Raw genomic sequence first — 15,084 nt, 5'->3', positions numbered from 1 at the left:
CTCACGTGCTGACGCGGCGGGAGTTGCCTTGGTCAAGCACAAGAAAGATGGAACATGCGGTCTGCGGCCCGCCGGAAGGCCCTATTAATGCCTCGTCCCACAGGTGCGCCGGTTCTTGTCAGCGACGAGCGGTCAGCTGCTGGCGGTAGCGCTCGGCGTCCCAATTCAGAAGAGCTTGTTCATTCTCGGCGGTGAGATAAGCGACTTCGGCGCTTAGCGGCAGGCGCGCGGTGACCAGCGCAAGGCAGCTCAGCATGGCTTCGGCGCCGGGACTGGCATCGGTGCGAATGACGGCACCCTTATCTGGTACGAGAACAGCCACGGGCGGCGGCAGTCCGTTTGCGCTGGCGCGCGCCCCCATCGCGAGAAGGTCCTCGCCTTGGCCCAGCATCGGCAGGCCAGGCCCCAGAAAGACGACGTGATCGGGATAAAGCGAGCCGCTCGTTGCAACGGCACGACTGAAGCGATCGGTGGCGATGGCATGGCAAAGCGGATCTGTCGGCAAGCGATAGTCCGTCCCTCGACATAGTTCGTGAAGCGCTTTCTCGTCCGCTGCCGGCGCAGCACGGGGCACGAGTGCAAGGCGCTCTTCGACCTCGTGAACAAGCGCTTCTGCAGCACCGCAGCTCGGTGCACCGACGACAAGGCCGTGATTGCCGAGGATCAGGACGTCGATTGTGTCCTGTGCGATGACCGCGCCGACGGCGCGGGCCAGCGGCAGTCCGGGGTGATAGTAGTCGAGGTGACGCCAAGCCAGCCCATCCAGTCGCCTGGCAAATTCCTCGGGCGCATCGGTTCGGACCGCCCATGCGATGGTGTTGACGGAATGCACGTGCAGCACCACCGGATGTGGCAGAAGCGCGTGGAGAGACGTCTCGATCGAAGCGCGCAGCGCGGTTTGGCCATGATCGGCGAGGGGGATGCGCTCATCGCCGCGTGCCAGCGCCGCCTGCGCCTGTTTGAGCAAGACCGGCACGAAGATGTCCTTGTGCTCGGCATCGGCAAGCCAGGTGCCCGAGGCTTTGACCCATAGCATATCGCCATGCTTGATCGAGGAGTTGCCGCCTGCACCCTGCACCAGGCGAATATCGCGGCCGACCCGGGCCGACATCAGGCGAAGCTCGTGGAGGTCTGCAGCGTCTTGCATCAACGTCCCTCACCAGGTCAGAGCGCCCATGATCCAATTCGGCATGCGGTCGCGCGAGCCGGCCAGCTTTCGTATCGGCTCATCGATATCGCGTGTGGCGAGGAAATCCCGGTGCACGCCCGAACTCAGGAGCAATGTCAGCATTCCGGCGGCGCGCCCTCCGGCGACATCATGGTCAAGGGAATCGCCAACCATCAGCACGCACCTTGGATCGGGGTGGCCGAGGCGCTCCAGCGCCGCCTCAAAGATCGGGGCATGCGGCTTGCCGACGAACCTCACGGCGCCGCCGAGCTGCTCATAGACGCGCGCCAGCGCGCCGGGCGCGGGGACCAGCCCGGCCTCGCCGAACATCTTGAGGTCGGGATTGGCGCAGAGCATCGGAAGCCCGCGCGCGATGGCCAAGCTGAAGCATTCGCGCCAGCGGTCGGGCTCCGCGCGCTCATCGTCGACGCCAGCTAGCAGGACGAAATCGGCTTCTCTCACATCCGCGACGATCGCTAGATTAAGCCCGTCGACAATGGACCGGTCGCTGCCTCGGGTGATGAGGAAACAGGAATGGCCAAACTCGGTGAACGGCTTGTGCGTCCGATTTCGCAGGCCCTGCCAGGTCACTTCTCCCGAGGTAAGAATGCCGTCATAGGCCGACGGCGGCAGACCGAGCCGGGCAAGCCGTTCGGCATTGCTGCGTGCGCGTTTGCCCGAATTCGAGAGCACCAGGACGTGCTTGCCGGCTTCCCTGAGCTTGGCCATGCAATCCCGCGCAGCCGGAAAGATCCTGCCGCCTTCGTGCAGCGTGCCCCATTGATCGAGCAGGACATGGTCGAACCGGTCTGCGATCGCTGAGAGCCCCGCGATTGCGAGGGTTTCGCGCGTCATGGCGGACCACCTCGCAACGCGAGAAGCGCGGCGCCATAACATGCCTCGGTCTGCTCGGCGACGCTCACGGGCACACCAAGGATCCGGCGCCGGATCTCCGTCCAGGCGGCGTTCTTGGCGCCACCGCCGATGCTGATCACGCGGCGGAGCGGTGGCGCTCCGAGTTGCGCCAGCCGTCGGTAAGCGAGCGCTTCGACCGATGCGATGCCTTCGAGAAGAGCCTGGAAGAAGCGATGATCCTCGGACGGGCGCGGCGCGATCCGCGGCGCGAGAGCAGGATCGGCGATCGGGAAACGTTCGCCCGGTTTGGGAAGGGGATAGTAGTCGAGGCCTGTCGGCACATCGGGGGTGAGCAGCGGAGTCAACCGATCCATCTGTTGCGCGGTGAAATGCGCCAACAAAGCCCCGCCGCCTGAATTGGAAGCCCCACCGGCGAGCCAGCGATCGCCGAGCCGGTGCGAATAGACGCCCTGGTCCGCGGCAAAGATCGGTTGCGTTGCAAGCAGTTTGACGACCAGTGTCGTTCCGAGCGACGTCACGGCGTCCCCCGGAGCATCAGCGCGCGTCGCAATGAAGGCTGCAACGCCGTCGGTGGTGCCGGCCGCGACGTGGGCTGAACGCGCTATACCAAGCGCGGATGCAACCTCCGGATCGATCGCAGCAAAGGACGTGCCGGGCACCAGCACTTGAGGCAAAAAGCCGCGGCTGACGCCGAGCTGGTCGAGCCACGCCGGCCAGGCGCGCGCGACCGGGTCGTAACCCAGCTTCAGCACGTTGTTTTCGTCGCTGATGCCGTGACGGCCGGCAATGCGTCCAGCAATCCAGTCTGCTTGATGCACGGCAATGCGTGCCTCCTTGGCCGGCGCGCGATCCAGCAGGAAAAGCAACTTCGCGAGCGCGCTGCTTGCGCCATGTGCTCCGCTTTCCGCTGGCGCGATCGCTGCGATGCGGGCGGCTTGGTTGATCGCGCGCGCGTCATTGTACATGAGCCCCGGCGTACAAGGCCGGCCGGTCGTGTCGATCAGCAGGAGAGTGCCGGAGGTGCCATCGACCGCGATCCGTTCGACACGCTTGAGGTCAACTGTGCGGCCGAGTCCTGAAATCGCCGAGGTCGTCGCCTGCCACCAGAGTTCCGGGTCCTGATCGATCGCGTTGCCGTCCTGGTGCGGCGGAGGGAGGTTCGCCGATTCGATCCCCTGGATTTCGCCGCGCGCGTCGATCGCGCAGGCGCGGACGCCACCCGTGCCGACGTCGATGCCGAGAAACAGACCCGTCATTGGACTCACCATCTGGCAGCCGCCTCCGAAGCGAGGCGCGGATAACGTCACAACGCGATCCGGGCTCGACTGCACCGCAGCACGTTTGGGGGATTGACGATCGTCCGCGCCTCTGCAATTTTTTGCAAGGTGTGAAGAATTTTGCAAGCGGGCTTTTCGGCGTGGGGACACCAGACAGGCTGCCGACGGTTGATGGCGAAGCTTCGCTTGCGACGCGCGCGGCGTGGCTGTACTTCGCCGCCGGGCTGACGCAGTCCGAGGTCGCCGAGCGGCTGAACATCCAAAGCACCAAGGCGCATCGGCTGATCGCGCGCGCGAGTCGCGAAGGCATGATCCGCGTCTTCGTCGAGGGGCCGGTGGCCGAATGCGTGGCGCTGGAGAACGCGCTTGCCGAACGCTATGGCCTGTCCTTTTGCCGCGTCGCACCCGACCTCGGCGAAGGCGAGTTGCCGCTGAAAGCACTCGCGCTCGAAGGCGCGAGCTTCCTGCGGCAGATCCTTGAGCGCGGCGAACACAAGATCATCGGCGTCGGGCATGGGCGCACGCTCGCGGCCGTCGTCGAGCAATTGCCGCAGACCCCCGCGCGCGATGTGCAGTTCGTGTCGTTGCTCGGTGGCCTGACGCGGAAATTCGCTGCCAATCCGTTCGACGTGATTCATCGTCTGGCCGAGCGAACCGGCGCGGAAGCCTATCTGCTGCCGGTGCCGGTGTTTGCGAATTCGGTCGCCGACCGTGCCGTGCTGATGAAGCAGTACGGCATCGCCGATGTGTTCGCGCTCGCGCGCAGGGCGTCGCTCCTGGTCGTCGGCATCGGCCAGATCCACAGCGACGGCTTTCTGGTCTCGAGCGGCATGATCAAGCCCGACGAGGTCGTGGAGTTGAAGCGGGCCGGGGCCTGCGCCGATCTGCTCGGCCATTTCTTCAATGCCAAGGGTGAGATGCTCGACATCGATCTCTCGGCGCGCGCCACCTCGATGGAGGCCGCGGATCTCAGGAAACACCGCATTGTCGCCATTGCCGGCGGGCTCGCGAAAGTGACGGCACTGCTTGCCGTGCTGCGCAGCGGCCTCCTGCATGGCCTCATCATCGACGAAGCGACCGCGCAAGCGCTCGCAAGCGAAAAGCCGGAGGCAACATCCGGCAAGACCAAGACCAAAAGTCGGAAGGGCAGGTAACGCCAACATGGGAGGCTTCAATGTACGATCGCGAGAAGAGTCTATTCGAATCCTACGCCGCCAAACGCATCAGTCGGCGTGATCTCCTCGACGGCGCCGCCAAGCTCGGCATCGCCGGTGTCGCGGCCAATGCCGCATTCGCATCAGCGATGTCGCGTGCGATGGCGGCGGACTTCAACTGGAAGGCCTATAGCGGCAAGTCCATCAAGCTGCTCTTGAACAAGCACCCTTACGTCGACGCGATGATCGCGGATCTTGACGCGTTCAAGAACCTTACCGGGATGAACGTCGCCTACGATATCTTCCCGGAAGACGTCTATTTCGACAAGGTGACGGCGGCGTTGTCGTCGAAGTCGGATCAGTACGACGCGTTCATGACCGGCGCCTACATGACCTGGACCTATGGTCCGGCGGGCTGGATCGAGGACCTCAACCCCTACATCAAGGATCCCGCGAAGACCAATCCGGCCTTCGCCTGGGACGACGTGCTGCCGAACCTCAGGGCATCGACGGCGTGGGACGGCGTTGCCGGCTCCGAGCTCGGCTCCGGCAAAGCCAAGCAATGGTGCATCCCCTGGGGTTATGAGCTCAACAACATCACCTACAATCGCAACATTTTCGACAAGGTCGGGGTGAAGCCGCCGAAGAACCTCGACGAGATGCTCGACGTCGCCGCGAAGATCACCAAGGACGCGGGCGGACCTTACGGCATCGGTGTCCGCGGTTCGCGCTCCTGGGCGACCATCCATCCGGGTTTCCTGTCGGCCTACTCGAACTTCGGCCAGAAGGATTTCGTGATGGAAGGCGGCAAGCTAAAGGCCGCGATGAACACCAAGGCCTCGAGGGAATTCCACGAGAAATGGGTCAAGATGATCCAGACCTCGGGTCCGAAGAACTGGTCGACATACACCTGGTACCAGGTCGGTACCGATCTCGGCGCCGGTGCTTCCGGCATGATCTTCGACGCCGACATCCTCGGCTATTTCATGAACGGCGGCGACAACAAGGAGAAAGGTCACCTCGGTTACGTTCCCTTCGCCGCCAATCCGGAAGCCAAGGCCCCGACACCGAACGTCTGGATCTGGTCGCTGGCTCTGTCGAGCTTCTCCAAGCAGAAGGATGCGGCGTGGCTGTTCATGCAATGGGCGGCCTCGGTCGAGCACGATCTGTTCGGCGCCCGCAAGATGGACTTCGTCAATCCAGTGCGCGCGTCGGTGTGGAAGGACCAGGAGTTCCGCGACCGGATTGCAAAATCCTATCCCGGTTATCTCGAGCAGTTCGACGTCTCGTCTCCCGGGGCGAAGATCTACTTTACCGCGCAGCCATTGTTCTTCGACCTCACGACCGAATGGGCGGCTTCGCTGCAGAAGATGGTAGCCAAGGAGGTCAGCGTCGATGAAGGGCTCGACAAGCTCGCCGACAGTATCAACCGCCAGCTGAAGCAGGCAGGTCTTGGTTGAATTCGCCTCGGTTGAAGCCTGGTGTTCCGGGCGCTGACGTTCGCATCCCATCTACGATGCTTGCGAATGTCGGCGCCAAAGCACCGCATGGCAGTCATGTTGATGCTGGCGCAAACGAATGAGCGATCTCTTATCGTCATGAGCATGGTTCAACTTCTTCAGGCCAATGCGCTACCACGCGGTGCGACAAAGCTGCGTGGCCGCATCCTGCCTTACCTGCTGAGCCTGCCGGCGCTGCTCGTCTGCATCGCCATCTTGGTGCCGTTCATCACGGCGGCAGTGTATTCGTTGCAGCGCTACCGCCTGAATTTGCCTTACCTTCGCGGCTTCATCGGGATCGACAACTATATCGACTTCCTGTCGGACCCCGCATTCTGGAACACGCTTCGAATCTCGCTCGTCTACACGGCCTCGACGGTGGTCGTTGAGCTGTTGCTCGGCCTCTGCATTGCGCTCTTGCTGCGACGGCCGACACGCTTCCACAATGCGGTCTCGATCATGCTGCTGCTGCCGCTGATGACGGCGCCGGCGATTGCCGCGCTGATGTGGAAGCTCATGACCAATCCGAGTTTCGGCATCCTGTCCTATCTCGTCAGCCTGTTCGGGGTCCATGATTTCAAGTGGGCCTCCGATCCCTCGACTGCGCTGTTCACCGTGGTGCTGGTCGACGTCTGGGTCTATACGCCGTTCATCATGATCCTGCTGCTGGCCGGATTGCGCTCGCTGCCGCGCCAGCCGTTCGAGGCGGCCGCACTCGATGGCGTGCCCGCGAGCTTCGTGTTCTTTCGGATCACGCTGCCGATGCTCGCGCCCTATATCATCACAGCCTCGCTGTTCCGGCTGCTCGATTCCATCCAGCAGTTCGACATCATCTACGCCATGACGCAGGGCGGACCCGGCGACCGGCTGATGGTGTTCCAAGTTCAGGCCTATCTCGAGTTCTTCCAGTACACCAACGTCGGACGATCGGCGGCGCTGCTGATGATCCTGTGGCTGATCACCAACATTCTGTCGAACATCTTCATCAAGAACTGGCTGCGGCTGCGGGCGCGCGCCCACGGTCACGCCTAGGCGAGGGGAGGCGGCGATGGATCACTCCAGTCTGGCGGGACGCATCTTCCGGGGCGTGGCGCTCACGGTCGTGCTCGTCTTCTTCATGTTCCCGATCGTCTGGATCCTGTTGATGTCGTTCCAGACCAACGAGCAGATTTTGCGGATTCCGCCACGTCTCTTGTTTGAGCCGACTCTCGCCAATTATGAGGCGCTGATCTCGGGCCAGCTGCATACGGCAGCTGGGAATCTCGAGATCTCCTTCATGCGTAACCTCTTCAACAGCTTCGTGCTGTCGAGTGCGGCGGTGGTCCTGGCTCTGCTGCTCGGCATTCCGGCAGCCTATTCGTTTGCGCGGTTCAAGTTTCGGCTGGGCGAGACCATTGCGTTCACGCTGTTGTCGTTCCGTTTCGCGCCGCCCTTGCTGGTGCTGCTGCCGCTGTCGCTGTACTATCAGCAGCTCGGGCTCAGCGACACCTATATCGGGATCGTGTGGGTCTATCAGCTGATCGCGCTGCCGCTCATTTTGTGGATTGTGCGCGGGTATTTCGAGGATATCAGCCCGGACATCGAGCATGCTTATCGGCTCGCCGGGCATTCCTGGCGCGAAGCCTTCACGCGGATCGCGGTGCCGCTTGCCGGGCCGGGAATCGCGGCTGCGGGCTTGCTGTCCTTTATCTTCTGCTGGAACAATTTCGTGTTCGCGTTGATCCTGGCCTCCGCCGACAAGCAGCCGGTGACAGTGGGTGCGCTCGCCTTCGTCACGGCGTCAGGCATCCAATATGGCCAGATTGCTGCGGCGATCGTGCTCTCGGTGATGCCGACGCTGGTGCTTGCACTTTATGCGCAACGTTACCTCGTCGAAGGGCTGTCGCTCGGGGCGGTGAAAGGCTGAGAACGTATGGCACGGCTCGAGCTCAATTCGCTGATGAAGACATTCGGCACAGTGCGCTGCGCCGACGATGTGTCGCTCACCGTTGAGCCCGGCGAGATCGTGGCTGTCTTCGGCCCGTCCGGCAGCGGCAAGACGGTGCTGCTGCGCATGATCGCGGGGATGTTCGAGCCGGATGACGGAGACATTTTGATCGGCGGACAGTCGGTCGTCGGCGCGCCGCCCGAGCGGCGCGGCGTCGGCATGGCGTTTCAGAATTTTGCGCTGTTTCCGCATATGACCGCCCGGGACAACATCACGAGCGGGCTGCGTGCGAAGCAGGCCGATACTGACCGCGCCGCACGGGTCAAGTCGATCGCCGGCCTTCTGAAGATCGAGCATGTGCTCGGCCATATGCCGCGCGAACTGTCGAATGGGCAGAAGCAGCGCACGGCGTTGGCGCGCGCCCTGATCGGCAATCCCGAGGTTCTGCTGCTCGACGATCCCCTGCGCAACGTCGATGCCAAGCTGCGCTATGAGATGCGGCTCGAGCTGCCGAGCCTGTTGCGGCGAGGCACCGCGGCGGTCCTCTATGTGACCCAGGATTATCGCGAGGCGATGGCGATCGCCGATCGCATTGCGGTCCTCGTCAACGGGCGGCTCGAGCAGGTCGCTCGTCCGGATGAGATCTACAGCCGCCCTGCGTCGGTCGCGGTTGCCCGGCTGTTTGGCGACCCCAGCATCAATCTCGCCGAAGTGACCCCACGCGCGGAGCAGGGGGCAGGGTTCGCGGAGATTTCCGGCTCGCGCGTGCGGCTTGCCCCGTTTGAGCAGCAGCTGGACCATCACGGAGCATGCTGGCTCGGCATCCGGCCCGACGATCTCGTGATCTCAGGGGAAGGTAGCGAAGGCGGAATCCCGGCGCGGATTATCGCGGTCACGCCGATCCATGAAAGAGCCGTCGTGCTGCTCCGCTTTTCCGACGGTACCGAATGGCTGGCTGCGCAGCCGCCGGAGTCGCGGAGTCTCAGCGCCGACGAGAATGTGCTGGTCCGCTTCGCGCCGGAAGCGGCCCTGCTGTTCGACCGTGCGACCGGGCTTCGCGTCGGCCAGCCGCACCGGCGGCACGCCGCGTGAGGGAGGGAGCTTGGTGATGGGCATGCTCGAACTCGGAAATGTCGACAAATTCTATCGCAGTGCCGGTAAAGCGCCCGTTCACGCGGTGCGCGCGCTCGACATGCAGGTTGCGGAAGGCGAGATCGTCGCGCTGTTGGGATCGTCAGGTTGTGGCAAGACCTCGACGTTGCGCATGATCGCAGGGTTCGAGGACGTGAGCTCGGGGTCGATCGTGTTGGGAGGCCGGCAGATCCATCGGCTGCCGCCGGCCCAGCGCAAGGTGGCGATGGCGTTCGAGGGCTATTCGCTTTATCCGCCGCTGACAGTGCGCGAGAACATCGCGTTTGCGCTGAAAGCGCAGCAATTGCCGCGCAGCGAGGTCAACCGCCGGGTCGACACCGTCGCGCGATTGGTCGAGATCGAAGACATTTTGGACAGCTTTCCCCGCACCATCTCGGGCGGCCAGCAGCAGCGCGTCTCGCTGGCGAGGGCGCTGGTGCGCGACGCCGATCTCTATCTTCTGGACGAGCCGATGGGACAGTTGGAGCCGCAGCTCCGTGCCGTGCTGCGCGGCCGGATCAAGGGGCTGCTTGCCGAGCGCGGCATGACCGCGATCTTCGTCACCCACGACCAGACCGAGGCGAGTGCACTGGCCGACCGCATCGCGGTGATGGAAGACGGAGTCCTGCAGCAATTTGCCAGTGAGCGGGAATTGAAGGATCGGCCGGCCAATCTGTTTGTCGCGAGTTTCATCGGCGAGCCGCCCATGAACCTGCTGCAGGCGGAAGTCATGCGCAGCGACGATGGTTTCGGCCTGTCGGTTGCTCCGGATCTTGTTTTCCAGATCCAGGGCGCCACGCTAAACGATACCGCACAGAAGGTGTTGGCGGGGAGTGCGCGCATAACGGTCGGAATCCGGCCGCATAAGATCGCGGTGGGAAGGGGAGACGTGCGCCTGCGTGTTGTCTCCAATCAATGGCTGGGAGACCAATCCCACGTCGCAGGCGACTGTGCCGGCAAGCTCCTGATTGCGGTCACGTCGAACCGGATTGCGGCGCGGCCGGGTGATGTGGTCCCGTTCGCGATGGAGTCGCGGCATCTTCATATCTTCGCCGCCGACGGCGCCTGCATTCATCATGCGGAGGCCGCCTGACCATGCAGAGCCGCGACGTCATTATCGGCATCGATGCCGGCACCTCCCTGATCAAGGCTGTGGCGTTCACCGCGAGCGGCCGGCAACTTGCCGATGTCTCGCTGCCGAATGCCTATGACGCGGCTGGCGCAGGGCACGTCGAGCAAGACATGACGCGGACCTGGACTGATACTGTCGCGGCGCTTCGCGGTCTGAGCGCGGCCGTTCCCGATCTTGCAGCGCGTGTTGCGGCGATCGCGGTGACGGGCCAGGGCGACGGCACATGGTTGATCGACGACAACGGCCAGCCGGTCGCGCCGGCGCTGTTGTGGCTCGACTCTCGCGCCGGTGCCATCGTGGAGGAGATCCGCGCGAGCGATCGCAATGCTGCGCTCCATCGGCGGACCGGCTCCGGATTGAATGCCTGCCAGCAAGGACCGCAATTGGCCTGGCTGCAGGCGCACGCACCAGAGATCATCTCACGCGCCGCGACCGCATTCCACTGCAAGGACTGGCTTTACTTCCTGCTGACCGGCGAACGCGCAACCGATCCCTCGGAAGCGAGCTTTTCGTGCGGCAACTTCCGCACGCGCGGCTTTGATGCGGAGACTGCGCGGCTGATCGGCATCTCTGACCTCGTGCGGCTGTTTCCCCAGGTCGTCGACGGCGTGACCGCCACGCACCCGCTCAATGCGGCCGCGGCTGCCGAAATCGGCCTGCCGGAGGGCGTCCCGGTCGTGCTCGGCTACGTCGACGTGATCTGCACGGCGCTCGGTGCCGGCCTGTATGATCGAGCCCTTAACGTCGGCTGTACGATCATCGGTTCGACCGGGATGCATATGCGGCTCGCGCGAAGCGCTGGCGACGTGACGCTCACCGACGAGGCAACGGGTTATACGATGCCATTCCCGGTGCCCGGCCATTATGCCCAGATGCAATCGAATATGGCCGCCACGCTCAATATCGACTGGCTGCTTGATCTCGCACGAGACTTGCTGGCCTCCGCAGGCGTGACGCGCTCGCGCGCCGACCTGATCCGGGGGCTGGACGAAAACGTGTTGCAGGCCAAACCATGCGAGCTGCTATTTCATCCGTTCATTTCCGATGCCGGTGAGCGCGGTCCCTTCGTTGCCCATGAGGCCTGCGCGCAATTTCTGGGGCTACGCTCGCGCCACGGCTATTGGGATCTGATGCGGGCGGTGATGGAGGGACTCGCATTTGCGGCGCGCGATTGTTATGCCGCGATGGGCTCGCTGCCTGGCGAGGTGCGGATGACAGGCGGCGCTGCGCGGAGCCGCGCACTTGGCGCCATTCTGGGCGCCACGCTCGAAAGCGATATCAGCGTTTGCAGCCGCGGCGAGGCCGGCGCTGCCGGAGCAGCGATGATGGCTGGCGTCGCGACCGGCCTCTATCCGGACATGGCGGCCTGCGCGGAGGATTGGGTGAGGCCCTATTTGAACACGCCGCAAGCGCCGGACAGCGCGCTGGCTTCGCGTTACAGGCAGATGTTCCCCGCCTATGTCAACGCCAGACTCGCCGCGCGTCCGGTCTGGAAGGAGCTCGCAGCGCTGCGCGCGGGAGCCACTCATGTCTAGCTCGATCAAGTCTAGCTCCATCGCCATCGTGGGTGACCGCTTCATGCTGCCGTCGGTGTTCGCCGAACGGATCACGGCGGCCTGCGGCAACGACGTCGAGATCCGCATGCTGGAGCAACCGTGGCCGGATGAGCCGATGGAGCACGGCTACGCCGGCTCGAAGCTCGACGGGCTGAAGGAGTTCATGGGCGATCCCGACGAGGTCGTCGATTTCATCGGCGACGCATCGCTGCTCGTGACACATTTGGCGCCGATCTCGCGGTCGATGCTGCAGCGGCTTCCTCAGCTAAAGTTCATTGCGGTCTCGCGCGGCGGTCCGGTCAATATCGACATGCAGGCCGCGCGCGAGCACCAGGTGCTCGTCGTCAATACGCCGGGGCGCAATGCCAGCGCCGTGGCCGAATTCACGATCGGTGCTATTCTCGCCGAAACGCGCCTCATTCGCAGCGGACATGAATCCTTGCGCGGCGGCGGATGGCGCGGCGATCTCTATCGCGCCGATCGCACGGGACGCGAGCTCAGCGAGATGGTCGTCGGCATCGTCGGCTATGGCGCGATCGGCACGCGGGTCGTGAAGCTGCTCAAGGCGTTCGGCTGCAAGATCCTGGTGACCGATCCCTATGTTCAGCTCAGCGCTCAGGATCGCAATGACGGGGTCGAACATGTCGCCTTGCCGGAGCTGCTGGCGCGTGCCGACGTGATCAGTCTGCACGCCCGGGTCACGCCCGAGACGACGGGCTTTATCGATCGCGAAGCGCTCGCACGGATCAAGCCAGGCGCGGTCTTGATCAACACCGCCCGGGGACCGCTGGTCGACTACAATGCGCTCTACGAGGCGTTGTCCTCGGGGCGAGTCGGCGGGGCCATGCTCGACACGTTTGCAGTCGAGCCGGTACCGCAGGATTGGCCGCTGTTGCAACTGCCGAACGTCACGCTGACGCCGCACATCGCCGGTGCCTCCGTGCGCACAGTCACCTTCGCCGCTGATCAGGCGGCGGAAGAGGTTCGCCGCTTTCTTGCCGGCGAGCCGCCACTCAATCCGTGTTGAAGACGAAAGGTATCTCAGATGACCCGTGAAGAACGACAATTGCGCGAAGCCATCATCGCCAAATGTCGATGGATGAACGCCTCGGGTCTGAACCAGGGCACGTCCGGCAACATCTCCGCGCGCTACAAGGATCGGATGCTGATCACGCCATCGGCAACGCCGTACGATTCGATGAGACCGGAGATGATCGCGTCGATGCCGATCGAAGGCGAGTACGGCTCGTGGGATGGGCCGCTGCAGCCCTCCACGGAATGGCGCTTTCATCTCGACATCATGCGCGGACGACCGGATGTCGGCAGTGTCGTCCACACCCATTCAACCTACGCCACCGTGCTCGCGATCGCCCGCAAGCCGATTCCGGCCTGCCACTACATGATGGCGGCGTTCGGCGGTGACGAGATCCGCTGCGCGGGCTATGCACGTTATGGCACGGCGGAACTGTCCGAGCTGGCGCTGAAGGCGCTGGAAGGCCGCAATGGCTGCCTGCTCGCCAACCACGGCATGATCGCGGTCGGCGCCAATCTGGACAAGGCCATGTGGCTCGCGGTCGAATTGGAGACGATTGCACGGCAATACTACCTCTCGCTCGCGCTCGGCACGCCGCATATCCTCAGCGCCGAGGAAATTGCGGAAACGGCCAAGGGGTTCTCGACCTACGGCCTGCAGGCACCGAAACCGAAGCCGGCGAAAGCGCGCGTGACGGCCGCCGCGGCCCGGAAGCGGCCTGAGAAGAAGCGCAGCAGAACGCGATGACAGGGACTGCGCCGGACGCGGGCAGGGATCACGGTCTGGTCGATATCGCCATCATCGGCGGCGGCATCAACGGAGCCGGCATAGCCCGCGATGCCGCAGGCCGCGGCCTCAAGGTGTTGCTCTGCGAGAAGGACGACTTTGCTGAGGGCACCTCGTCGCGCTCGGGAAAGCTCGTTCACGGCGGACTGCGCTATCTCGAATATTATGAATTCCGCCTAGTCCGTGAGGCTCTGATCGAGCGCGAGATCCTGCTGGCCTCGGCGCCCCACATCATCTGGCCGATGTGCTTCGTGCTGCCGCATTCGCCGGAGCAGCGGCCCGCCTGGCTGATTCGGACGGGCCTGTTTCTCTACGACCATCTAGGCGGCCGCAAGCAGCTGCCGGCAAGCCGCGGGCTCGATCTGGCGCATGCGCCTGAAGGCACGCCCCTCCGCACTGAGTTTCGCCGCGGCTTCGAATATTCCGACTGTTGGGTCGACGATGCCCGGCTCGTCATTCTCAACCTGATCGATGCGTCGCACAACGGCGCCAAGGTCCTGCCCCGCACGCGCGCTGTGAGCGCGCGGAGGGAGGGCGATGTCTGGGTCCTCCAGCTGCAGGGCGAGGACGGCGGGGCGCAGGTCGTGCGGTCGCGCGCGCTGGTGAATGCCGCAGGGCCGTGGGTTCAGGATGTTCTGCGCGGCGTAGTGGGAGCGAACTCTGCCCACAATGTGCGGCTTGTGAAGGGCAGCCACATCGTAGTGCCGAAATTCTGGCGCGGTTCGCAGGCCTATCTGCTGCAGAACACGGATCGTCGTGTCATCTTCGTCAATCCCTATGAGGACGACCTCGCACTGGTTGGGACCACCGATATCGCCTATGGGGGTCGCGCCGAGGACGTCGCGATCGATCAGGCCGAAATCTCGTACCTGCTGCAAGTCCTGCAGCGCTATTTTCGAGCGCCGCCACAGCCGCACGAGATCGTGCACGCATTCTCCGGCGTCCGTCCGCTCTACGATGACAACGCCGAGAATCCGTCCGCGGTGACGCGGGATTACGTGTTCGAGGTTCACGGCGCACAGGATACGCCGCCACTGCTCTCCATTTTTGGCGGCAAGATCACGACCTATCGACGGTTGGCGGAACAGGCGCTGCAGCGACTGCAGCCGTGGTTTCTGAAGATGTCGCCGGGCTGGACCGCTGGGCAGCCGCTGCCGGGCGGCGATATCGGCGACAGCTTCGATGGCTTCACGGCACAGCTGGCGCGCGAGTATCCCGATCTACCTCGCACGCTGATCCATCACTACGCCCGTCGCTACGGGACGCGGGCGCGGCAGCTTCTTGGGGCCGCGCGCAGGCTTCTCGACCTCGGCCGCCATTTTGGCGGTGATTTCTATGAATGCGAGGCGGTGTTTCTGCATGAGACGGAATGGGCGAGCAGGGCCGCGGATTATCTGGAGCGGCGGACCAAGCACGGCCTGCATCTGACACCCGCGCAGCGGGAGGCATTTGCGCGCTCTATCTGATGCCGGATGGTGTCTGCCGTACTCGCCCCGTCGTCGATGTGCATTCGTTCTTGAGGAGGGAGGCTGAGTGCGGCTGCTC

The 15,084-nt window shown here is 64.0% G+C and carries 13 protein-coding genes; 10 read left to right on the top strand and 3 right to left on the bottom strand.

Annotated elements, in window-relative coordinates; translation table 11 throughout:
- Positions 1–118 precede the first annotated feature (118 nt).
- Genes QXZ85_RS31020 through QXZ85_RS31010 form a run of 3 tightly spaced genes read right to left on the bottom strand, consistent with a single transcriptional unit; the run spans position 119 to position 3,300 of the window.
- Positions 119–1,147 carry a class II aldolase/adducin family protein gene (locus QXZ85_RS31020; protein WP_315703213.1) on the bottom strand — a complete coding sequence of 343 codons (1,029 nt, stop codon included), beginning with the start codon at positions 1,145–1,147 and terminating at the stop codon, positions 119–121.
- 9 nt (positions 1,148–1,156) lie between these two features.
- Positions 1,157–2,023 carry a TIGR01459 family HAD-type hydrolase gene (locus QXZ85_RS31015; RefSeq protein ID WP_315744410.1) on the bottom strand — a complete coding sequence of 289 codons (867 nt, stop codon included), beginning with the start codon at positions 2,021–2,023 and terminating at the stop codon, positions 1,157–1,159.
- Complete coding sequence (locus QXZ85_RS31010; protein WP_316175465.1) at positions 2,020–3,300, bottom strand: FGGY-family carbohydrate kinase; 1,281 nt, start codon at positions 3,298–3,300, stop codon at positions 2,020–2,022. The genes QXZ85_RS31015 and QXZ85_RS31010 overlap by 4 nt, the downstream gene beginning before the upstream one ends.
- Positions 3,301–3,461: 161 nt before the next feature.
- Between QXZ85_RS31010 and QXZ85_RS31005 the strand changes: the two genes are divergently transcribed.
- From QXZ85_RS31005 to QXZ85_RS30960, 10 genes are all read left to right on the top strand, one after another.
- Positions 3,462–4,475, top strand: coding sequence for a sugar-binding transcriptional regulator (locus QXZ85_RS31005; RefSeq protein WP_315703216.1), 1,014 nt, complete (start codon positions 3,462–3,464; stop codon positions 4,473–4,475).
- 20 nt (positions 4,476–4,495) lie between these two features.
- Positions 4,496–5,935 (top strand): extracellular solute-binding protein, encoded by a 1,440-nt coding sequence (locus QXZ85_RS31000; protein ID WP_315744408.1) that lies wholly within the window; start codon positions 4,496–4,498, stop codon positions 5,933–5,935.
- A 144-nt stretch (positions 5,936–6,079) separates the two neighbouring features.
- Positions 6,080–7,006 (top strand): carbohydrate ABC transporter permease, encoded by a 927-nt coding sequence (locus QXZ85_RS30995; RefSeq protein WP_409977517.1) that lies wholly within the window; start codon positions 6,080–6,082, stop codon positions 7,004–7,006.
- 16 nt (positions 7,007–7,022) lie between these two features.
- Entirely contained in the window at positions 7,023–7,880 is an 858-nt protein-coding gene (locus QXZ85_RS30990) for a carbohydrate ABC transporter permease (RefSeq protein WP_315703219.1), read from the top strand.
- A 6-nt stretch (positions 7,881–7,886) separates the two neighbouring features.
- The gene (locus QXZ85_RS30985; protein WP_315703220.1) at positions 7,887–8,993 is read left to right on the top strand and encodes an ABC transporter ATP-binding protein; all 1,107 of its coding nucleotides are present in this window, start codon (positions 7,887–7,889) and stop codon (positions 8,991–8,993) included.
- Between the two features lie 22 nt (positions 8,994–9,015).
- Positions 9,016–10,125, top strand: coding sequence for an ABC transporter ATP-binding protein (locus QXZ85_RS30980; RefSeq protein WP_315763082.1), 1,110 nt, complete (start codon positions 9,016–9,018; stop codon positions 10,123–10,125).
- 2 nt (positions 10,126–10,127) lie between these two features.
- Positions 10,128–11,699, top strand: a complete 1,572-nt coding sequence (locus QXZ85_RS30975; RefSeq protein ID WP_315703221.1) for an FGGY-family carbohydrate kinase — start codon at positions 10,128–10,130, stop codon at positions 11,697–11,699.
- Positions 11,692–12,747 (top strand): 2-hydroxyacid dehydrogenase, encoded by a 1,056-nt coding sequence (locus QXZ85_RS30970; protein WP_315703222.1) that lies wholly within the window; start codon positions 11,692–11,694, stop codon positions 12,745–12,747. The genes QXZ85_RS30975 and QXZ85_RS30970 overlap by 8 nt, the downstream gene beginning before the upstream one ends.
- Positions 12,748–12,765: 18 nt before the next feature.
- Positions 12,766–13,500: a class II aldolase/adducin family protein gene (locus QXZ85_RS30965; protein WP_315703223.1), complete on the top strand. Its 735-nt coding sequence runs from the start codon at positions 12,766–12,768 to the stop codon at positions 13,498–13,500.
- Positions 13,497–15,005, top strand: a complete 1,509-nt coding sequence (locus tag QXZ85_RS30960; protein ID WP_316175463.1) for a glycerol-3-phosphate dehydrogenase — start codon at positions 13,497–13,499, stop codon at positions 15,003–15,005. The genes QXZ85_RS30965 and QXZ85_RS30960 overlap by 4 nt, the downstream gene beginning before the upstream one ends.
- The last annotated feature ends 79 nt before the right edge of the window (positions 15,006–15,084 follow it).

It is taken from the genome of Bradyrhizobium sp. SZCCHNGR1005 (assembly GCF_032489995.1).
Classification (GTDB): Bacteria; Pseudomonadota; Alphaproteobacteria; order Rhizobiales; family Xanthobacteraceae; genus Bradyrhizobium.
The sequence above is the reverse complement of the archived record's forward strand: the minus strand, read 5'-3'. Positions and strand labels throughout refer to the sequence as shown.